This is a genomic window from Nitrospira lenta (assembly GCF_900403705.1).
Taxonomy (GTDB): Bacteria; Nitrospirota; Nitrospiria; order Nitrospirales; family Nitrospiraceae; genus Nitrospira_D; species Nitrospira_D lenta.
Window position 1 is genome coordinate 92,923 of sequence record NZ_OUNR01000017.1, and the last position, 20,970, is coordinate 113,892.

General features: G+C 56.7%; 21 protein-coding genes. All 21 read right to left on the reverse strand.

Translation table 11 applies throughout. The features are described from left to right. Positions 1-14: 14 nt before the first annotated feature. The 21 genes from NITLEN_RS12145 to NITLEN_RS12245 all read right to left on the reverse strand — a co-directional run bounded on the left by NITLEN_RS12145 (position 15) and on the right by NITLEN_RS12245 (position 20,845). Positions 15-827 (reverse strand): glycosyltransferase family 2 protein, encoded by an 813-nt coding sequence (locus NITLEN_RS12145; protein ID WP_121989888.1) that lies wholly within the window; start codon positions 825-827, stop codon positions 15-17. Next, the gene (locus NITLEN_RS12150) at positions 820-1,941 is read right to left on the reverse strand and encodes a glycosyltransferase family 4 protein (protein WP_121989889.1); all 1,122 of its coding nucleotides are present in this window, start codon (positions 1,939-1,941) and stop codon (positions 820-822) included. The genes NITLEN_RS12145 and NITLEN_RS12150 overlap by 8 nt, the downstream gene beginning before the upstream one ends. Before the next feature lie 83 nt (positions 1,942-2,024). Continuing rightward, positions 2,025-3,089 (reverse strand): NAD-dependent epimerase/dehydratase family protein, encoded by a 1,065-nt coding sequence (locus NITLEN_RS12155; RefSeq protein ID WP_121989890.1) that lies wholly within the window; start codon positions 3,087-3,089, stop codon positions 2,025-2,027. Between the two features lie 17 nt (positions 3,090-3,106). Then, positions 3,107-4,174, reverse strand: a complete 1,068-nt coding sequence (locus NITLEN_RS12160; RefSeq protein ID WP_181416837.1) for an NAD-dependent epimerase/dehydratase family protein — start codon at positions 4,172-4,174, stop codon at positions 3,107-3,109. After that, on the reverse strand, positions 4,165-4,839 hold the full coding sequence (locus NITLEN_RS12165) for a class I SAM-dependent methyltransferase (protein WP_121989891.1): 675 nt from the start codon (positions 4,837-4,839) through the stop codon (positions 4,165-4,167). The genes NITLEN_RS12160 and NITLEN_RS12165 overlap by 10 nt, the downstream gene beginning before the upstream one ends. After that, positions 4,836-5,711: a glycosyltransferase family 2 protein gene (locus NITLEN_RS12170; protein ID WP_121989892.1), complete on the reverse strand. Its 876-nt coding sequence runs from the start codon at positions 5,709-5,711 to the stop codon at positions 4,836-4,838. Before NITLEN_RS12170 ends, NITLEN_RS12165 begins: the two co-directional genes overlap by 4 nt. Beyond that, positions 5,701-7,137, reverse strand: coding sequence for an oligosaccharide flippase family protein (locus NITLEN_RS12175; RefSeq protein ID WP_121989893.1), 1,437 nt, complete (start codon positions 7,135-7,137; stop codon positions 5,701-5,703). Before NITLEN_RS12175 ends, NITLEN_RS12170 begins: the two co-directional genes overlap by 11 nt. Next, positions 7,138-8,487: a B12-binding domain-containing radical SAM protein gene (locus NITLEN_RS12180; protein WP_121989894.1), complete on the reverse strand. Its 1,350-nt coding sequence runs from the start codon at positions 8,485-8,487 to the stop codon at positions 7,138-7,140. Positions 8,488-8,491: 4 nt separating this feature from the next. Then, the gene (locus NITLEN_RS12185) at positions 8,492-9,655 is read right to left on the reverse strand and encodes a CgeB family protein (RefSeq protein WP_121989895.1); all 1,164 of its coding nucleotides are present in this window, start codon (positions 9,653-9,655) and stop codon (positions 8,492-8,494) included. Further along, the gene (locus tag NITLEN_RS12190) at positions 9,652-10,314 is read right to left on the reverse strand and encodes a class I SAM-dependent methyltransferase (protein WP_181416838.1); all 663 of its coding nucleotides are present in this window, start codon (positions 10,312-10,314) and stop codon (positions 9,652-9,654) included. Before NITLEN_RS12190 ends, NITLEN_RS12185 begins: the two co-directional genes overlap by 4 nt. Continuing rightward, positions 10,311-10,931, reverse strand: a complete 621-nt coding sequence (locus NITLEN_RS12195; RefSeq protein ID WP_121989897.1) for a methyltransferase domain-containing protein — start codon at positions 10,929-10,931, stop codon at positions 10,311-10,313. The genes NITLEN_RS12190 and NITLEN_RS12195 overlap by 4 nt, the downstream gene beginning before the upstream one ends. Further along, positions 10,921-11,685 carry a glycosyltransferase family 2 protein gene (locus NITLEN_RS12200; RefSeq protein ID WP_121989898.1) on the reverse strand — a complete coding sequence of 255 codons (765 nt, stop codon included), beginning with the start codon at positions 11,683-11,685 and terminating at the stop codon, positions 10,921-10,923. The genes NITLEN_RS12195 and NITLEN_RS12200 overlap by 11 nt, the downstream gene beginning before the upstream one ends. After that, positions 11,682-12,590 carry a glycosyltransferase family protein gene (locus NITLEN_RS12205; RefSeq protein ID WP_146216176.1) on the reverse strand — a complete coding sequence of 303 codons (909 nt, stop codon included), beginning with the start codon at positions 12,588-12,590 and terminating at the stop codon, positions 11,682-11,684. The genes NITLEN_RS12200 and NITLEN_RS12205 overlap by 4 nt, the downstream gene beginning before the upstream one ends. A 95-nt stretch (positions 12,591-12,685) precedes the next feature. Beyond that, positions 12,686-13,192, reverse strand: coding sequence for a UpxY family transcription antiterminator (locus NITLEN_RS12210; RefSeq protein ID WP_121989900.1), 507 nt, complete (start codon positions 13,190-13,192; stop codon positions 12,686-12,688). 56 nt (positions 13,193-13,248) lie between these two features. Further along, a complete protein-coding gene (locus NITLEN_RS12215; protein ID WP_121989901.1) occupies positions 13,249-13,836 on the reverse strand; it encodes a winged helix-turn-helix transcriptional regulator in 588 nt (195 codons plus the stop codon). A 131-nt stretch (positions 13,837-13,967) separates the two neighbouring features. Further along, complete coding sequence (locus NITLEN_RS12220) at positions 13,968-14,987, reverse strand: glycosyltransferase family 9 protein (protein WP_181416839.1); 1,020 nt, start codon at positions 14,985-14,987, stop codon at positions 13,968-13,970. Beyond that, positions 14,984-16,018: a glycosyltransferase family 9 protein gene (locus tag NITLEN_RS12225; RefSeq protein WP_181416840.1), complete on the reverse strand. Its 1,035-nt coding sequence runs from the start codon at positions 16,016-16,018 to the stop codon at positions 14,984-14,986. The genes NITLEN_RS12220 and NITLEN_RS12225 overlap by 4 nt, the downstream gene beginning before the upstream one ends. Before the next feature lie 9 nt (positions 16,019-16,027). After that, positions 16,028-17,719: a lipopolysaccharide heptosyltransferase II gene (gene waaF, locus NITLEN_RS12230; RefSeq protein WP_219999445.1), complete on the reverse strand. Its 1,692-nt coding sequence runs from the start codon at positions 17,717-17,719 to the stop codon at positions 16,028-16,030. Beyond that, positions 17,712-18,803: a tetraacyldisaccharide 4'-kinase gene (gene lpxK, locus NITLEN_RS12235; RefSeq protein ID WP_181416841.1), complete on the reverse strand. Its 1,092-nt coding sequence runs from the start codon at positions 18,801-18,803 to the stop codon at positions 17,712-17,714. Before lpxK ends, waaF begins: the two co-directional genes overlap by 8 nt. A 2-nt stretch (positions 18,804-18,805) precedes the next feature. Further along, positions 18,806-20,146, reverse strand: a complete 1,341-nt coding sequence (locus NITLEN_RS12240) for a 3-deoxy-D-manno-octulosonic acid transferase (protein ID WP_121989906.1) — start codon at positions 20,144-20,146, stop codon at positions 18,806-18,808. Positions 20,147-20,194: 48 nt separating this feature from the next. Continuing rightward, entirely contained in the window at positions 20,195-20,845 is a 651-nt protein-coding gene (locus NITLEN_RS12245; RefSeq protein WP_121989907.1) for a lysophospholipid acyltransferase family protein, read from the reverse strand. Positions 20,846-20,970: the final 125 nt, after the last annotated feature.

A 20,970-nucleotide genomic window follows, 5' to 3' on the forward strand; every position in this document is an offset into this window, starting at 1 on the left:
CAACTAGCCTATATTCAGCAGAACGAATGAAGGGAGGAGCGACTCAAAACCACTCGGCGACAGAACTTCAGCAGAGCATAGAAAGTGAGCACCACGCGAAGAGACCCGCTGAGATAACCGGCTCGATGCAACCGGCGGTAGGTATCGAGCACCTCGCAATGCATCCGCCAGAGATGGGAGCTGAGCCCGGCCGCACCGAAATCAGCTTTAAATGAATACGCCAGAGGGAGGCCGAGGAGAAATGCCCGAGATCCCTCTGCAAGGATAGACAGCCAGAGCAAGTAATCCTCGCTGTACCGTTTCCCCGGAACAAACCGATTCGGCACGCCCCTGTGAATCATCACCGAGCGCGTCGGCAACAGGCTGACAAACAGCAAGCGCCGAAAGGTAATTTCTTGCACCTCGAAGGATTCCGGCAATGCCGGAAGTTTGTCCGCGGTATCTCTGACAGTAGTTTGCGTGCCGGTAAGGACCGCTTCTGGATGAGACTCCATCCAGGCGACCTGCATCTCGAGCTTTCTCGGATGCCAGGCATCGTCCGCATCGAGAAAGGCGATATAGCGCGACGTAGCCGCATCCCATCCCGCATTGCGCGCCACGCCAGGTCCGCCATTTTCAGGTTGCGCAATGACCTTGATCCAGCCCCGGGGGTACTGCTTCACGAGGGCTTGCAACACCCTGACGGTATCATCCCCACTCGCATCATCGACCAGAATCACCTCGCGCGGCCATCGCGTCTGAGTGGCAATGGACTCCACGGCTCTCGTAATCGTGGCACCGCATCGCCAGCAGGGGACCACAACACTGACCGGAACCGGCTCAGGCATGCTCACATTCAGCAGATAAAATCCCGTCCATAGTTTTTAGAAACAAGGCCGTCACGGCCTTGCGGTGGAAGCGGGACTCATGGTGTGGTTCCCGGCGGCCTTGTGCCGCACTAGCCACAATACAGTCCGCCATCTGATTGATGTCGAGCGGACTAAAATAGACCGGGTAATCCCCCGCAACCTCCCGCAACACCGGAAGGTCCGAACAAGCAATCGGCACTCCCAACTCCATCGCTTCCAGACAGACACGCCCGAACCCTTCACAGAGAGAGGGGTAGACCACCGCATCCGTGGAAAGATAGTGCGTACGCAAGTCTTTCAAGCTCAATCGCCCAAGAAAATGCAAACGAGCTTGAAGCGACTGCGAACAGCTCGTCAGAACCCGTTCCCAGCCGGCATCGCGCACCCCCGTCACACAGAGGCTGGGCTCCAGACCTCGTGCGACCAAAATCTCCAGCGCTTTCATGAGGCGCGGCACATTTTTGCGATACTCTGCACCGCTTGGGTAAAGCAAGTGCACCCCCGAATCCCATCCCGCACGGATCGCTGCGATGCGGACGGGATCGTCCGGCGAATCCAGGAATTCCGGTTCCAAGGTATTCGGAACAACTTTGACGCGCTCGGGAGGGAATGGAAAGCGCGCAAGAATGCAGGCGCGACTCGCTTCGGATACGGTCAACACATGCCTGGCACGACCAAGATTGACGTTCAACATGGCTTGAAAATAAGCCCGCACTTGCCAAGGGTACAGGTAGCCCATGTCCGAGAGACAGGTATCGTGAATCATCATGGCCGAGGGAATCCCCTGGGGCAGCCGCACATCGTGATAGGGCGAGAAGATGAAATCCGGTTGAACACGGCGAATCGCGCGGGGGAACAGCACATTATCGTAAAAAGGATGCCGCAATTGCCGTGGCAACGCCTCAGGCCAATCCACGACATGGTGTTCGCAGTTCGGAAAATCCGTCAGCGTACGGGACTCCCAAGCCGGACCGACGAGAAGGAAATCAATATTGGGACAAGCGGTGATCCAGGAGAGAAGCAAGGGCTTAATGAAGCCTGCTATTCCGCCAGTGTAGAGCGCTAAGTTTTTGGTATCAATGGAGACAAGCACAAGAAATCATACTGAAGAATTGGCCAATACGGATACGTCTCACCTACCTGCGCTCTGATCGCGACTCCTGTTGGTTCGAGCATTCACCCGACACGACGCTCGCGCAACCCATCATAAATTTCGACCAGCGTTGTACGAATATCATACCGCTGTTTCCAACTTGGGAAATGTTTCGCGAACTTCTCAGTATTAGAAACCCACCAAATATGATCGCCAATACGGTTTTCAGTGGAAATATTATACTGAAGCGGACGTCCGACAATGTGCTCACACATATCAATCGCCTCAAGCATCGAGCAATTTGAGAACCGCCCACCTCCAGCGTTGTAGACTTCTGACGTCCGCCCCCCGAGATGGAACTGCCAAAACATATCCACGAGATCAGCGGAATGAATATTGTCTCTTACTTGCTTACCTTTATAACCAAACACCGTATAGGGTCTTCCCTCGTGAGCACACTTCATCAAGTAGGCGAGAAATCCATGCAGTTGGGTGCCGCTATGATTGGGCCCTGTAAGGCATCCCCCTCTGAAGCAAGCGGTCTTCATTCCAAAGTACCGTCCATACTCCTGCACCATTAAGTCCGCAGCGGCCTTTGAAACTCCAAAAAGGCTATGCGTTGAATTATCTATGGACATAGATTCATCGATGCCTGGCTCAAACTGATGCCCAGAAGCGATTTCCCACCGTGTAGACAACTCCCGTAACGGCAAATAATTCGGGGTATCTCCATACACTTTATTAGTGGAGGTAAAAATAAACGTCGCGTCAGGGCAATGCCGTCGCGCCGCCTCAAGTAGATTGAGCGTCCCATTCGCGTTAATCCCGAAATCAGCTTGAGGATCTCTCGCCGCCCAGTCGTGGGATGGCTGGGCCGCCGCATGGAGCACGAACTGTATGGCAGAACCATAAACCCCAAAGAGCTTCCCGATCGCAGCAGCATCTCGCACGTCAATATCATGATGTTTATAGAGCGGCAGCTCTGCGCAGAGCCGCTCACGATTCCACTGAGTAGACGCGTCCTCTCCAAACAGGACTTTCCTCATATCGTTATCAATCCCGACAACCTCAAACCCTTGCCGCGCCAGAAAACGAGCGGTTTCTGAACCAACAAGACCAGCTGAACCCGTCACAATGGCAACCGCCATAAATCTACTCCTTGGGCCTAGAGAAACACCGGCGAAAGCACCTTCTCATTTTCTTGAATCCAATTGGTGATTCCACGAACAGTTTCATGAAGACCGATCTCTGGCGACCATCCTGCCGCCGCCTGAACCTTCCGGCTGTCCGTAATAAACCAGGGGATGTCCAACACCCGGTCCTCAACGACCGAGTCGATTTCGACCCTTTTCCCGACGACGCTACGGCACACATCTGTGAGCTCGGCCAAAGAAAAACTATTTAAACTTCCTCCCCCCACGTTATACACATGTCCAACGTGCTGAGCTGAAGATTGAATCTGAACCCGCACAAGCCGGTACAGGTCATCCACATGGAGGAAATCTCGAACCTGCTTGCCGGCCCCGCCAAAACCAATATATTTGAGCGGCTTCCCAAAATAATGACAGGCCACCCACAGTGCCACAACACCTTGATCAACCTTGCCCATCTGCCAGGGACCGGTAAGCAACCCACACCGATTCACAATTGTGCGAAGCCCAAACATTACACCGTACTCCTCGATCAGAAGTTCGGATGCGAGCTTGGTTGCACCATATAAAGAGCGGGAACCACCCAGAGGAAACTCCTCGCTAATGCCTGCGGATGAAACGCCTGCCGCGTGATAGCCCTCTAACAATGTCAGCCGCTCCCCTATCTCAGTCACTGGGAGCATGGTCAACCGACCAATTGGAAACACTCGACTCGTCGAGAAAAACATCACCAACGCTCCGTGAGTCCGCGCATACTCAAGGCAATTCACAGTACCAATCAGATTAGTATCAATAACGTACCGGGCATCCCCGGAAAGCCCCCCCAGCACAGAAGGCTCCGCCGAGCATTCAAGCAGGAGATCTATCGGCCCAATGGCAGATAAATCCGCGGCATGCCGGACGTCACCGTGAACAAATTTCACCCCCGCAAGCCGCAACCGCTCAAGATTGAGCTCGCTACCGCGCCGACGAAGATTGTCAAAGGCGATGACTGTCGCACTGGGCCAATCCCGCTTCATATGGAGCGAAAGCGATGCCCCAACAAATCCAGCTCCTCCAGTGACAAGTATCTTCATGGGCATTGTGGGACGCGACTATACCAAATCCAGTTATCCCAAACGAAATGGTCCGGACAAACCTCTTGGACAGCCCGTTGCACGCCCCAAGTCCCGGCATTGGAATAGTCATCTCCGGATAAGATTCCGTTTTTTTTCAGCGCAGGCATTGCAAGCCGCATAATACGACAGGTAGATTCATAGTCGTGCGCCGTATCAATATAGATCCAATCAAATTCAGCCGATGGGGCTGACTCAAGGTAGTCTTCCGCACGGCTCCTGATGAGCTCAACCTGAGGATAGTCGAAATGCGGCTGAATAATACGCTGTGTCTGTTCCAATGACGGTGCGGCGCCAAACCCTGCCTCAGCCCAACTCAACCTCCGCGCTTCTTCCGGCCAGTCATCGCACGGAGCATCTTCAAACTTATCAACACCCACGATATGGACCGTTGTGGCCAAGGCGGGAAACTCCCTGGCCAACACATCTGCCATCATCATGATATCTCGCCCAAAGTAGACGCCCACAATTAAGCATCGACGAGGCTGCTTTCCCACGGCAGAAGCCAGTGAGGCCATGATGTGCCTGAAAAACCGATAATGCGATAACGCCGAATATCCTGGTCCCCGTGCGCTAATTGTCCGTACGCGGGTGTAGTCATAGACCAGCCGCTTCACATCACTCAGAATCATACGGATCCACCTTTCTTACGCGCCACGACATAGCATTGCCAATCCTTACAGGATCGATAGAATGGGAGCAGAAGCGCAATCCATACACAGGATAGTTTCCCTGCACGAATTGACCGCGACATGGTCCAGAAGAGATCACGAAAATTTTGAACGGATGAACGCAATACTTTCGAAACAACCAGCTTTTCGTCCTGTTTTGAAAAGTAGAGCCATCGCCAAAATGTATTCATTATGCTAGGGACGGTATCTTGACGAAGATGCCAACAGCGTGCGTCTGGCGTATACCGAAAACGCAGGCCGATCGCCTTGAGCCGTTCTGCCATGATGGCATCCTCGCCATTTGTACGACAGCGAGGATCATACCCTTCAACACTTCGCAGCATATCCGTCCAGAATACCGTATTCGATCCGAACAGCCCTCCCACCTCACGAGCTACATCGCCATGCGACTGGCGCATGAACGTGTCCCGCCATACATCACCAGGCCCTATCACATACCGCTCAATCAGGCGTCCTCCGGCGCCGGCTATACCAGGCTCGCGGAGCAGTGGCAGAAGAGTCGCCAGCCAATCAGGCTCAAGCACCACATCCGAATCGATTGCCGCAATAATCGGCGTTGTAGTGTGCTCAATTGCTGTGTTTCTGGCAGCACCCAACCCCCGATTCCGATCGTGCCGAATAAGCCGCATTGGATAGCGCGCCGTCGCCGTCGCCTGCTCAACAATATGAGCCGAGTCATCTACCGACCCATCGTCGACCACAAGAACCTCAGCGAGAGGATACGTTTGTGCCATGACAGCTGGCAGTACCTCGTGCAGATACCGCGCGGCATTATATACAGGGATATATAGGGTAACCCGCTCAGTAAGCATTTAGCACACCTCGGCTGCTGAGAGCCCGAGCGAGAACATCCCATTCTTCCAACTTCCACCGAATTCCACACGCCATGTAGAACATTCCATACAGCACGACAAACACCCCGACTTGCCCATACCAGAGAACTGGCATCATGGATACGAGGAGAATAATGCAACCGGACAACGCAGCAGGAAGAAGAAGCGAACGATACATCTCAAAGCTCCACCGCCTCGTCTGCCTCACGAAAAATCCGATCAGGGAGCCGGTCGCGCAACACGCAACTGCAGCGACTGCCGCACCGCGCTCGTGGAAAATAGGAATCAAGAGAACATTTAATCCGATGCTCACGACAAACGAGGCCGACGTAAAGATGATGTCTAGGCGTTGACGCCCGAGGACAATGAGCAAGGTGTTATTCACTGTTCCCCAAAAAATGAACAATGACGACCACGTCAACAGCGCCAACACCTGTCCACTAGCTTGAAATCGCTCTCCGAATAAGACCAATACAATTGCGTCCGAATACCACGCCGTCACCACACAAATCGGAACGATCACAACAGTCAGAAGCCGAAAAACAATGCGGGCAGCTCGCTCGAATCGCTCCTTCTCACCCACTAATCGAGAAAGCCCTGATAGCAGCGACCCCAAGACGATGCTAGGAATAATATTCCAATATTCGATAAACCGAACAGCGGCGGCATAAGTCCCAACAGCCTCTGAAGTGGTCCAATGCATAAGCAACATCTGGTCGACTCTCGTATAGACGATGCACAGTGCACCGGAGATCAAGATGGGCCAGGATTCCTGGAGCAAGTATTGAACATCTCGCCACGCAAAACTTCCAATAGGAGCGACTCCTTTTCTGTGAACTGCCAGCAGCAAGATCGCGGTCGCCAGAACTTCTTTCAGCGCCAAAAGCAGTACCAGCATACGCAGCGATGCACCTGCGCTCATCGCCACCAACTGGATCCCTGCAAACGTAGCCGTATTGATAGATAAAGCGAGACTAATCCCTCGCATATTTAAGACCGCACGAAATACTCCGTGCAGATACGGCCATACACTGCTTAGCATCATTGGACCGATGAGCACCGCAAGACCGAGAAGAGCCGGACGCATCACCCACGTTGCCGCAATACCGAGCCCCCACACGATGACAAACGCTCCGACTTTGAGTGCAAGTCCAGCACGGAACAACTCGTCATTCTGAATATTCGCACGGGCCCGATCCCGCACTAAAATCGCATCCATGCCGGCATTCGTTAGCACGGCAAGAATGGCGTACATCGAAGCAAGATATGAATAGGAGCCGAAATCAGTCGGGCCAACGTAGCGAATAAAGAGCAAGCCAACCAGAACGTTCAATCCACGCGAGAGCCGTTCGAAGGCGTCCCATACCGTACTTGACACTAGCCGTCCGAGCAACGCCTCAGCCATTCAGTTGTCTCGCAATTTCTGCACAAGCATTTGCCATTTCTTTCCCCCATCGACATGGCGATCATAGTTGTCATCCATCTTGGCACCCTCAAAAGACTTCAGCGCCCCTTCCTTCCGTAAGTTCGAGAGCGGTGTGCCTTCGATTTCGGCAGTACCGGATACTTGAGTGGTATCAAACTTGGTTTCATCAATAAACGTGAGCGTGTCTTGCATCTGCTTCGTGGTTTCTCCGGGAAGCCCTACTGTAAATGTCCCGTGCACGGTCATCCCAAGAGATTGAATATACCGTGTCGTTGCCTGAGCCTCGGCCAGGTCCAAGTGTTTATTCACAATTTTATCAACCACGTACTGATTGCCACTCTCAAACCCAAGCTTGACCCCGAAACATCCAGACTCCTTCATAACCGGCCACGTTTCCTGACGGATGGTATCGGCCCGGCACATCGCGGACCAGGGCAATCCAATCTTCTTCATCACGTCACACATTTCTCTCGTATGGCGATCTCCGAGATTAAATGTATCGTCATCGAAATATATAGATCGATAGCCATAGGTCTTTACCAGATGACCGAGAAACCGCTCCATATATTCCGGCGTATAGTATCGAACCCGCCGAACACCCTTCCCATCAGGGTCATCCCCCGTCATCGTCGCTGGCCAAACACAAAAAATGCATTTAAAAGGGCACCCTCTGCTAGCCCATACCTGCGCGTGGGGGAACAGATGGCCAGTGGGATTCGAGTCATAATACTGGTGGGCAATGGTATTGTCATAATAGGGAAAAGGAGCCGCGTTCATCTCCTCCTCAGTGAGAAGATCGTAGTCCAAAACGCCGTTAACACCGTTTAACACTTTGACCGATCCCTTTTCATACTCACCCTTAATAACCGCATGGATATCGTGTTCGGCAAGCAACTTCTCACCAAGGGCGGCAATAGGCCCGGCAAGAACTATTTTTGACATGGGGCTAATTTTTCGAATTTTTCGAATCACGGCCGCATCATGCTCAAAACTTGGGGTTGCCGACTCAATAAAAATGAAATCAAATCGCCCCGCTGTCACAAAATTATAGTAATCCTCGTAGGACTCCTTTATGGCGATACTATCCCTCAGGGCTACTTCAACCTTTGCCATCTTCGCCACATATGTCGCTGCATAACCCATAAAAAACGGATATGGGACATAGTCTCCGAAAGAATATTTACCAGGCCTAGACCGTGAGACCGCAGTAAACGGCCACCGGCTCCCAGCCCGCACCCCTTGCCTCCAGCGACGAACCGGAATGATTTTCTTCGCGAATTGTATTTCTTGGCCTTCCCACCATGGCGGGTTGGAAAAAAGCACTTTCATAGTCTCATCTCCTTACGGCTGGGAATATCGAAATTACACGTCGTCTAGTAGTCCAATAGGCCCGCACTCGCTCTACAAAACAGACCAGGGTCGCCAACCCTCGCAAGATTGGGGATACGAAAGCCCCCATGCTAGCCCGATACATACTCGCAGACGATACGGCCATGGCTTGAGCGACAGCTCCTAACGCCGCACCTAATAAGCCAAGTGACAAACACGCGGCAAAGTAATCTTCTGGCTGTGGAGAAACAGCTTTGCTGGAGCCTGATAATACGCCCTTAATATACGCTGCCCGGTGCCGATAGGTGTGGTGCTCCAGCACATGCTGACGAGCACGCTCCCCTATCGCCGTACAACGTCGTGGATCAGCAAGGAGGTCGCGCGTCGCACGGATGAGTGACGCCTCATCCTGATAAGATACGTAGTGTGTCCCCTCTTCGAACAAATCTTCGACGCCATTGTCCACAATCTCATCGGTCACAAGCACCGCGCCGGCTCCGGCCGCTTCAAAGAAACGCATGTTCACATCATTCTTCACGCTCTTATTGAACACCACCCGCGCACTGGCATAGATGCGGCCCATTTCTTCAGGGGTGGCCGTCCCAAAATGCGTCGAAGAAAATTCGCGGCGCAACGCCCCCAGCAACGCATGCCGCTCCTGATTGGCGGCAACCCGGTCCGACCCTACATAAGCAATATCGATGGTTCGCTCAGGCAGCGGCGACGGCAGCAACTCTGCTGCAAAACCAAGCGGAAGCCAATGGATCTGTCGCAGCCCATCGGCGCGTAGGCGCTCAACATATTCCTTTTGGGCAACGAAGGTGACATCGAACAACCGCCCGATCCGCAGATGCTTGGAGTAATCCATATGGGTATCGATGCCATACCAGGCCGTCACGCACGGCACGCGTTCCAGCCCCATTGGAAGAACCTGCATGGTCCCTCCTTCGATAAAAAGAACATACTCCGGTGCAACGCCGAGTTGAGCGATGACTCGAGGCACATCCACAGTGCCATGCACCCGCAGATCGGCCGACTCGTCGGGCACATCGGAACAGACATTGACCACACAACCAAGCTGCCGGAAGGCACGAATGAAGTAGTGTGCCGTACATGTCGGCGTCAACGACGCAATGATCAGTACGTTGTTTCCGGCTGATGTCGTCACAACTTTCTGGCTCGCACCAGGTACTGACACACATCGATATCGGGCACCAGCAGTGTGGCCGGCCAGGCCACCACACGACGAATTCCCGCATAACGATCTCGATTGCAGTGCCAGAGCTCAATTTCCAGGCCGCTGCGGGCAAACATCTCGGCAATCGACTGCCGGGTAAAGAAGCGGAGATGGCCGCGATCTAATAACCCGGAAGCTTCATACGCCCACGTCCCGAGCACGATCAGACGATAGAGCAAGGCGAAATTGCGCACATTAGGGATGCTGGCGACGACAATCCCTCCAGGTCGAAGCACTCGGCAGAATCGATCTAAGACAGCCCACGGATCAACCAGGTGCTCCAGGACATCGGGGAATAACAGGCAGTCGTAATCCTGAACAGCCCCGTCAAGTTCGACCTGCTCGACGTTCCCAATCCAGAATCGGCGATAGGCTCCGCCAAGATGCACGGCCGCTGCCGGATTGATTTCGACCCCGTCCACGGTACAGGACTGCCGGGCCATCAGCGCACGCCCCAGCGAACCGAATCCACTTCCGATCTCAAGGATCGTTTGGCACTCCCGTGGAACCAGAGCAGCCACATCGCCACGATCAAGCTGGAAATACTGGTCGTCCGGATTGGATGCCGCACTCTTCGAATTGGCCGTCATACCGCTCGCCCGCGCGACAATACGAATATATTCCGATCCCACCGATCCTGGCAGCCCGGCCGCAACTCCCGATACCGCTGCCGCAGCCGTACGGTGAGATCTTCGCGCAACTGGAGTCCGTGGCGCTTGAAAAACGCCGTCCATGCCCGATCCGATCTGATGTTGATATGGCCGGGCGTACGCCAATCACGGCTGATATTCAGAAACAGCTCCGGGATCGGCTTGCTGGCCTCCAACACCTGAGCAATCTCATCGTCGGCCATATGTTCAAAGACATCGAAGGAGAGCAGCACATCGAAGTCCGCCATATTCACCACACTGAGCTGCGACACATATTGCTGAGGATACGCGCCAAACCGGCTTAGATACAGGCGATGCGCCGAGTCAGAATAATCACAACCGACATAGTCGAAACCGCACGTGTTCATATGATCGATCATCACTCCTGGCCCGCAGCCAAAATCAAGGACCCGACGCCAGTGCCCTGATTCACGAACGAGCTGCTCCAGCACATAACGCAACTCCTCCCATCCCTGGAACCACTCCTCACGGAAAAATGTCCCATCGTAGACCACGGGACGGCGAGCAAGCACTGCTTGCAGAAGCCTATGCCACATCGACAATGCCCCATTTCGCCTTGAAATAGGCCTTATTCCGTTCGTGCAGCGTCACGGTGTCGATGACCTGAGACAAATAGCGGATCTCCGAACGGTAGGCACTGACTCCATGATGATGGTAGTGGTGCAGCGCCAGTTTCGGCACGACCACGCAACGGAAGCCAGCCCTGCGAATCGCGAAACTCAAGTCGATCTCCTCAAATCCCGCAGGCGAATAGGCCACGTCGAAACCGCCGAGCCTTCGATACAAGTCTTCGCGCACCATGAAGCAGTACCCGGCGATGGCGTCGGCATCCTCCGCCCGATCTTCACCGACGAAACGGTCATGCTCGGCCCCTTTCCAGCGCGCGCCCGTTGGGCCCACCTGCCCAATCTCCGGCGCAGACATCAACGCGTCATACAGCGCTTCCAGCGCTCCCGCTCCCACCGCTACATCGTCATTGAGAAAACATAGCGCCGCCCCCTCGGCCATCTGCGCTCCCATGTTCCACGAGCGGGCCACACCGGCGTTTACACTGTTGAGGCAATATTTGTCGATGCTCTCGTGCGTACGCACGAACTCGATCAACTCGGGGTCGTTGCCGTTGCAGATCACGATCACCTCAACGGACATCGTCACATGCTTGCGCAAATCGTGGAGCACCTCGCGAATCGTGTACTTCGGCATGAAGAACCGCTTGGCATTGACCGGACGATTGAGATGGAGGACCGGAATAATCACACTCAAAACTGGCGCACACCTGTTCTCGTTCACTGTGCCAACTCCTCAAGTCTGACCCAGAAGGCATCCTCGACATCACGGTAGGATTCGGGATCGGCAAGATCCATGTCGAACGACAAAGCGCCCACATTCTCATTGCCAATAATCCGGCACCCGCACAACGCCGCCTCCGCCACGACACGGCCTTGCGGCTCCGGCCAGCGCGGAAGAAACACGAAATTCCTCGCACGATTCATATAACACGGTACCTCATCATAGGACACATGACCGAGATGCCGGCCAAAGTCAGGCTTGACGCCCGGAGCACAACGGCCGATCAAGTGAATGTCTGTATGCCCATACCGTTCTCGCATGGCCGCCAAGCCCTTGGCCTCCCCGACAACTCCAACGAAGAGATACTCGATGTCGCGCACACGGCCTTCGTTGACAAACCGGCTGGTATCGATCATTGGCTTCAGAATATAGCTCGGCGGCAACCGATGGCTGCCCAAGAGCGACTCTGTAATCCGACGATGCAAGGGCGACAGATACACGTTAAGCACGGACTGTTCGTACAAGCGACGCACTATCGACTGCTGGACAAAGCACTCATGAGTCCAATCCCGCATCATGAACTGCCGGACCACGTTCAACCCAGGCTTCACCGGACAGCCATCCGGCCTGTCGCCGGAACAGGGCAGGTACGGCAGGTTGCAGACATCCGCATAGGCATTAGTCAAATGCACGAAGGGAGCGCGAGCCATGGCCTCCTCAAGAAACGCCATTCCGAATGCCCGCCACGCACCTAATGACTTCACACTATGCGCATGATTGAAGACGTCGATGAAGAGACTCAGATGAGGGGAATGGTGCAAGGACCGACGTCTTGGCCGCACGGCGGATAATCGGATGTCATAGCCGAGACGCTCCCCAACCTCCAGCAAGCGGCGGCTAATCATTTCCCCCCCGCCGTTATAGACGCGGGGATCAAGGAAAGAAATCACATTGACACGCATTGTGTGACTATACCCGGCGAGCCGACCGGGCTCTCTGCCTAGACAGGGCCAATATCATCCACATCGATCTCAACGGCCGCGGCTTGCTGAATCAGCCGAACTCCGATGACCAACCGATGCCGCTTCTCTTTCCGCAAGAGGAGGCCATGCACACCTCGCAACGGCCCCCGCACCACTTCCACCATCATGCCCTCATGGAGATATGGATGGGGATCATACGGCAGGACACTGGTCATGAGAGTCTTCAAGGCTTCAATCTCTTCATCTGGAATCTGCTCGGGACGGTGCCCACTCCCGACCACTTCGACCACGCCGGAAATCTTCTGTACGGGAAGCCGGTCCTGCTGCGAAAATTTGACGAAGCAATAGCCTGAAAACAGCGGAACTTCGATCTCCTTCTTGCGATCCTTCCACTGACTCAGCCGCTTCACGGTCGGCAGCAACGGTTCAATCCCCTGCTTTTCCAGCTGATCCCGCACCAGCTTCTCGTGACGCGACTTCGTCCGAAGCGCATACCACTGAGATTGAGATGAGGTCTCACACACAGCTTCGCCCTCTCACTTACAGTGAACACAAAAAACTACCCGAGCGTACAGCCCACTCAGGCCGTCGGTCCGAGCGCGAGCACCTTGCCGTTCGGAACCTGATACTGCACCAGCATTTCACCTAGTTCACGCGACCGATCGAGATCGGCGAGCACCACGGCGTCGAACGCCCACTCTTGCAAGACACGCGGATGCGAGACGGGATACGAGAGAAACGTTTCAACCGTCCCGTCACTCACAAACCCGACTAACTCCAGATCCATTTCCCGCAACGAAAGATAGGCCATTTCTGCAAATTCGCTCGTTCCAAAAATCACAATCCGCCGACCTCCCACCACAGTGACCCGAGACAGGACATCACGCAACCGGGCGCGCATGTCCCGATAGTGCGACAGGGAGTACTGCATGTAGAGGTACGTGAGACGGGATTTTTCGGCAAATCCTTGCGGCGTCAGCAGATAGCGAATCCGGTGTGATGGGATGGTCGTGACCTTGACGTATCCCTTTCTCGCGAGACGCTTCACGTATAGATTCGTGAGACCGAGTGCCACGCCTAATTTGATGGCGAGGGACCGTTGCGTGATCGCACCGTCCCGCTCCAATTCCGTGAGCAGAATAAGGTCTCGTTGTCCCTGAAGATTCATCTCATTGAGAGGCTCCACCAAAAAACGTTCATGATATGAACACAATTAGGAGAGGGAGTCAAGGCAGAATTCCACAATAGGTAGATATATCAACAACGTGAGGGGGGATAGTGGCCGAGAGTCAGTGGCGACTAGACATGGTGAATCGTTAACGGCTGGACAGACCGCACCACAGCGCCGAGTCGAGCCGCAACGTCCGCAACGGTAAATCGATCCAAACAATCCCAATAGGGACAGGCCTCACCGATGCACTTCTCACAGGTCGGCACATCTGGGCGAAGCAGCACGCCGCGTCCCAAGGGTTTCCAACGGGTCGGCAGATTGTTTCGGCGCGGATCAAACAAGCTGACCGTCGGAACACTGAGAGCCGCAGCCAGATGGGCCGGCCCGGTTGCACCCGACACTACCACGTGCGCGGCCCCAATCACTGCCATCAATTCCCGAACTGTAAGCTGTCCCATGAGATTGCTGATGCCCGGATGGAGGACGGCGCCGTCCAACGCCTCGCGTTGGAATTGATCGCGTTCGACCGGGCTACCGGTCAACACTACCGCGTACCCTTGTTGCGCCAACATCTGGGCAAGGTCCCGATAATGCACCGGCCGCCAATGCCGGGCCGACACCCCGCCAGGGTGAATCACGACTCGCGGCATGACCGTGCCACTCCAGTGCCGCTCCCCGCCAGCTCGCTCGGCATCGGTGAGCCGGAGCACCGGCGCGACCACAGACAACGGCGTCAGCCGAAGCCCCTTGAGCATCTCCACGTTATAGTCAGACTCATGCTTCTGAAAACTGCTGCGGTGTTCATACACCCAGCGATTCGACAACACGCTCTGCCACCGAAAGCCCGTCGCTACACGAAGCGGAACGCCGGCCCGCCAGGCCGCCCACATCAAGCGCCGGAACGGCTTGAGGAAAATGACCGCATCGATTCCGCCTGAAAAAGCCTGCATCATGTCTGGGATCGCTGCCTGCAACGACACCGTTCGCACATAATCAATGTCGGGATGGTGCTCTAAAATCGGCGCCGCCACGGGATTCGCCAGCACGCCAATGCGAACGCCTGGTATCAATTGTCGCAATTGCGTCGCGACAGGAAGTGAGAGCACCAAATCCCCGATCCCGTCCGGACGCACGATCAGCACATTCATCGTGACACCGCACGGCAGGACTGTTGGGACACCACGGCCGCCACGACCTGTTCGGGAGTAATCGATTCGAGACATTCCATCGGCACCGCATGGCGGCAGACACGACTGAAGCAGGGACGGCATGGCACGTCATGAGTCAAGACGGTATGTCCCGCTCCGTACGGACCGGTACGCACCGCGCTGGTCGGCCCGAAAATCGACACCACCGGCCTCCCCACTGCCGCAGCCACATGCATCGGCCCTGAATCGTTCGTGATCAACGCACAGGCTTTCGACAACAGGGCCGGCAACAATCCAATCGGCGTCTCGCCGGTCAGATCGATAACAGGACAAGCCGCCAGGCTCTGCACCTGCCCGCTGGTCTCCCGCTCGTCCGGTCCGCCGATCACCACCAGCGGTCCAATGCCTCTGGCTGCCAATTGAGTCGCCACGGCGGCAAACGATGCGGCAGGCCAGCGCTTAGTCGGCCAACGCGCGGAGACGTTCATGGCCACCCACGGTGCATCCAGATCAATCCCTTTGCGTCGGAACAACTCTCGCAACGTCGTCACATCCTGCGACAGCAATCTGAATCGGAATTGCGGCGCATCCTTGACCGGCACGCCCAGCTCCGCCGCAATCAGCAGGTATCGCTCCACAGCATGCATCTCGGAAGTCGATACCGCCACTCGATGCGTGTACCACCATGGACTCCCTTCACGTCCGTTAGCAAACCCCACTCGTTGAGTGCATCCGGTGATCCGAGCCACCAGCGCACTGCGCAAGAGTCCTTGCAGATCGACAACAAGATCGAACCGCTGCGCCCGCAACGCCAGAGCCTGACCGACCCATGATGCTAGAGTGGGATCGACCGGCCACACAGCATCGACGCCTTCGATCCGTTGCACGACCTCCGCCCATTGACGCTTCACCAGCCAGGTCAAATGCGCGGAAGGCCAGCGTTGCTTGAACGCGGCAACCACCGGCATGGTGTGCACAATGTCGCCGAGCGAACTCGGCTTGATCAGCAAAATTCGTCGAGGCTCAGCCATCGATATCATTTACGACGTCCCCTCGCCGACTGGTAGTTTCTGCTCCTGTGCCCCGGCATCGGCCAGAATCCAGGTCACCGCCTCATCGAGTGACGGCGCAACGACTGCCGCGGCCTCGCCGGACTCCGTCTTAGCTAGTGCCCCATGCGCACTGGTGGTGACCCACACGCGCTTCGCACCCACCCGCTTGGCCAACTCCATGTCTTTGGCATGGTCCCCGATGAGGTACGATCGGGACAGGTCGATTCCCAACTCGCGCACGGCCCGGTCGATCATTCCCGTCTCAGGTTTCCGGCAGCGACACCGCTCGTCCGGATGATGCGGACACACATAGATCGCATCCAATGAAGCCCCCGCGTCATGCAACAATCGCCGGAGCTTCGCATGAATCGCATCGAGGTCGGCGGCAGAAAACAATCCACGCCCGACACCCGATTGATTCGTCACCACCACCAGTCGAGCTCCCGCGTGCGTCAGCCTGGCCAGCGCGGCGCCGACACCGGGAAACAATTCGAACCGATCTGGAGAACCGATGTACCCGGGATCGGGATTCAACGTCCCGTCACGATCGAGAAACACCGTCACGCCTTGCAAGGGGGAGAAACTGGTGACGGTCGGCGCAGGCGTCGCCGCAGCCGCCGGTTGAATAGTCTGTGCCAGCTGCCCAGCCGCAGCCTGCGTGACCATGTCTACCGTGACGCCGGTCATACAGCGATGATCGATGGGGCACTCCCGTAACAGACAGGGCGCACAGTCCACCGGCTGTCGGACAATCGACGCCTCTTGCCCATATGGCGCCGTGGTTTTCCAATCGGTGGGACCGAAGACAGCCACCACCGGCACCGCAAACGCCGCCGCCATGTGCATCGGCCCAGTATCGTTGGTCAGTAATATGGTGCAGCGCTTGGTCGCGGCCATCAGTTCACGGATATTCGTCCGTCCCGACAAAACCGCTGACCGTACAGTGAGACGATCTGCCACTGATTGGCCCAACGCTTCTTCGCCCTTGGCCCCGAGAATCACGACTGAGACCGGCCGCCGCTGTCCTTGTTCAATCTGACGGCACACCCGCAGCGCCGCCTCCGCATATCGTTCCGGCAGCCATCGCTTGGCACTTCCATACGTCGAACCAGGATTCACACCGACAATCAGATCCTCCCGCCCCACTCCACTCTCCGTCAAACGCTCATCCATCGCACGAATTTCATCAGCAGAAACCGTCAGTGCCGGAACCGTCGGTGCGCCGGTCACGCCAAGCGGCTTCAACAGGTCCCAATAATAGTGTACTTGATGCACCAACGTGGCGCGATCGGGACGCGCGACGGGATCGGTCAGCAGAAACGCACGCCCGTCGGTACCATAGCCATACCGGCGGCGGATACCGGCGAGCCACGCGATCAACGCCGCCTCAAACGCATTTTGGAACAACACCGCCAGATCGAACCGCTGCCGACGCAGCAGACCCGCCAGCGTCCATTTCCCCGACAGCCCCGCATGAATTCCGCGATCATCGTAGACCAACCGGCGATCGATGCCCGGATAGGCAATAAACAGCTCAGCAATGGCCGGCTTCGCGAGCAAGGTAATTTCCGCCTTAGGGAAAAGCGCTCGCAGCCCGCGTAGCGCCGGCTCGCACATCACGGCATCGCCGATCCAGTTCGGCGCCCGTACCAGAATGCGCGACGGCAATTCGTTACGCACGCACGTCTCCCTGCGGCGGAAGTGTATGGGAGACGCCGTGCAACAGGCGCTGGAGCGCATCCTGCCCGCGCCTCACATCGGCCCGTAGCCGCAAGGCCCACCAGGAATCGTCAGGCCTCAACAAGGGCGCGAGCTTCCCGGCATCCTTTTCGGTCGTGAGCACAATCTCGACATTCGATCGTGAGACCTGAGCACGCATCCGATCGACATCCTCGCTCCGATAGACGTAATGATCCGCGAACGCCGTTTCACCATAGACCTGGAGCCCATTCTCCATGGCCAACCGGCGGAAGGACTCGCTGTTGCCGATCCCGCTGACCAGCCAGGCCTTCTTTCCCACACACCAGTCTACACCTCGCCGCTCGCCGGTCGTGACCGACACCACATCGTCGGACCTGAAGACCACCTCTGCCTGCACGGGATGTCCTGTCATGACGGCCTGCAATCGGGCACGCACGGCGGCGACATCTCGCTCAGAATCCGCACGGGTAATGACGACCGCATCCGCACGGCGGAGCCCGGCCAACGGCTCACGAAGACGTCCAGCCGGCAACAGACCATCCAATCCCGTTGCATCCATTGCATCAATCAATACCACGTCAAGGTCGCGGTACAGCGCGCGATGCTGAAAGGCATCGTCGAGCACGATCCAGTCCACCGGCCATCGATCGAGCAGCCATCGTCCGACTGTAGCGCGATCCGCTCCGACTGCAACAATGGCCTTGGGACAGCGGTTCGCAATGAGATAGGGCTCATCGCCGGCCTCTGCCGGACCGACCAGGACCCGCTCCCCGTCTGAGACCAGCACCTGCGCCGCCGTCGATGTCCGCTTATAGCCACGGCTGAGCACCGCGACCCGCTGCCCCTGCGCCTGCAACCACTCCGTCAATAGAATCACCATCGGAGTTTTTCCCGTTCCACCGACGGTCAGATTTCCGACACTCACCACTCGGCAGGGCAATCGTATGGGCTTCTTCCATCCGCAGTCATAGGCCCACATTCTGGGGCGAACCGCCAACCCATAGAGAAAGGCCGCTCCGCTCAACCAGGAACGAACCGGATCGCCGGGGCGCAACAGGGCCACGATCACGGCCTCGCAGTCATGGGCTGCGGCGCAGATCCGACAGACCGGAAAGAAGGAGACGGGTCCTTCGGCAAACAGGATTCGATCAACTCCATGCTCCGCCGCAACGCCCCCTGATTGTCCGCCACGGTCCGACGTGCGGCCTCCCCGACTTGGCGACGGGCGGCCGAATCCTCCAGCCATGCGCAGACCGTGCGAGCAAGATCCTCCGCACCGGACACTCGAACAGCACCGCCGGACTCTAAAAGGAGCGTCGCGATTTCCGCGCAATGGTCCGTATAGGGACCGAACAACACCGGCTTACTCCAGACAGCAGGCTCCAACAAATTGTGTCCACCCACAGGAACCAGAGTGCCGCCGACAAATGCCACGGTCGCCTCATGATAGGCCCGTGCCAACTCACCCCGTGTATCCAGAATGATGACTCGCGGCCCGGCCCCGCCTGAATCAAGCTCGCTCTTGCGCTGCACCGGCAATCCCGCCGCCTGGATCAGCGCCACGACATCGGCCGCTCGCTCAGTATGGCGTGGAGCCAGCATGAGAACGGCATGCGGATGAGCGGCAATGACCTGTCGGTACGCCGCAACCAGCATCTCCTCCTCGCCTGCATGCGTGCTCCCGGCAAGCAGGAGCGATTCGCCCTCCTGCAGGCCCAACTCAGTACGCAACGACGACACTGCCGCCATCGAAGGCATTGGCTGATCGAACTTGATATTACCGGTCCTATGGACCCGACTAGGATCGGCTCCCAGCGCCACGATTCTCTGCACATCGCGCTCTGACTGCATGAGACAGAGCGTGAGCGACCGCAGCACCGAACGATAGAATGAGATGAGGCCGGCGATATGCTGCCGAGCAAAGGACCGCGACGACAACCGTCCGTTCACCATGACGGTCGGCACCTGCCGATCCCGCAAGGTCCATAAGAGATTCGGCCAGAGTTCGGTCTCGACAAATGCATAGAGCACCGGCTGCCACTGCGCGATCACGCAGGACACAGCCCAGGGAACATCGAGCGGAGCATAACGATGCTCGGCAATCCCCGCCAGTCGCTGTTCAACCGCCTCGCGCCCCGTCTCCGTCACCGTCGAGACGATCAGTTTATGATCGGGATGGTGGCGATGCAGCTCTTTTACCAACGGCGTGACCGCCACCACTTCACCGAGCGAGACGGCGTGAATCCAGATCAAGGGGCGCCGCTCTCCGGACGGTTCCAAGACCGGCCTGACGCGCAACCCGAACCGGTCGAGCAAACCCCTCCGGCACCGTTTCTTGGCGAGCAAAATACAGAGGACGATCGGCGTAGCCAGAATGAGAAGAGTGTTGTAGAGCAGTCGCCACATGGGTTGGCTAGGATGCGACCTCCGCTTCAGCCTCAGCCGTCAGCCGGTTTAAGGTCGATTCCAATTCGACACGAGCGGTTTCAAGCGCGGCGCCATCCGCCTCGCGCGAGACCCAGATCGGGGTGCCCCAGAGAAAGACGCCGCGGGAAAACGGGTACGGCACCATGAAGCGATCCCAGCTCGAGAAGAGTTTTTTTTTGAGCAGGCAAAGCCGAGCGGAACAATCGGCAATCCCGTAGCCTTCGCCAGTTGAATAACGCCTAACTTCGCCACCTGCCGCGGCCCTTTGGGACCATCCGGAGTCACGACCACATCTTTCCCTGACCGCCCCAGCTTAATGAGCGAGCGGAGGGCCCCAGCGCCGCCTCTCGTGCTTGACCCGCGCACAGCCTCATGACCGAAACGGGCGATGATGCGGGCGATAATTTCTCCGTCGCCGTGCTGACTGATCAAGACATGCGACCCGAGCCCGCGATACCCAAACGGAATCATCAACTGCTGAGCATGCCAGAAGGCCAGGATAATGGATCGTTTCTCTTGATACAGCGCATCTACCGGCTCATAGCCGCGCTGCTCCAGCCGCATACTTCCCTTGATCCCACGAATCACCAGCGCTCCGAGCGGAGGGAGCAGAGAGAACTTGACCCAGTTTTGGATCCGCTTCTTCATCGGAAGTCTTATGAGATCTTTCTCACTCATCGCCAATTACCTATACGATCGACAGGATGCTCAAAATAGCCACTGTTCTCACCCGCCCACCCCCGGCGCGCCGAGACGCGCCGTTCCGCGGGCAAGGCCGCAGCGAGTGAAGGGCCGAATCGTAC